1 pseudogene is annotated in these 275 nt (G+C 66.9%); it reads left to right on the top strand.

Annotated elements, in window-relative coordinates:
* Positions 1-275, top strand: a pseudogene (locus tag SB679_RS24100) (NAD(P)-dependent alcohol dehydrogenase); the annotation flags it as partial.

The following is a 275-nucleotide window of genomic DNA, read 5'->3' as shown; positions in this document are numbered from 1 at the left end:
CTTCTATCCCGGCGTGCTCTCCGACTATCTGACCTTTTCCGAAGACTGGTTCGCCAGGGCGCCGGACAGCCTCGATGCGGCCGAGGCCAGTACCTTGCCCTGCGCCGGCCTGACCGCCTGGTTCGCGCTGATCGAGCGCGGCCATCTCAAGGCCGGGCAGAAGGTGCTGATCCAGGGGACCGGCGGCGTTGCGCTGTTCGGCGTGCAGATCGCCAAGGCGCATGGCGCCGAGGTCTTCATCACCTCAGGCAGCAAGGACAAGCTCGAGCGTGCCC

It is taken from the genome of Chryseobacterium sp. SIMBA_029 (assembly GCF_046535275.1).
Taxonomy (GTDB): Bacteria; Bacteroidota; Bacteroidia; order Flavobacteriales; family Weeksellaceae; genus Chryseobacterium.
Note: the sequence above shows the minus strand (reverse complement) of the source record. Positions and strands in the feature narration are given on the sequence as shown.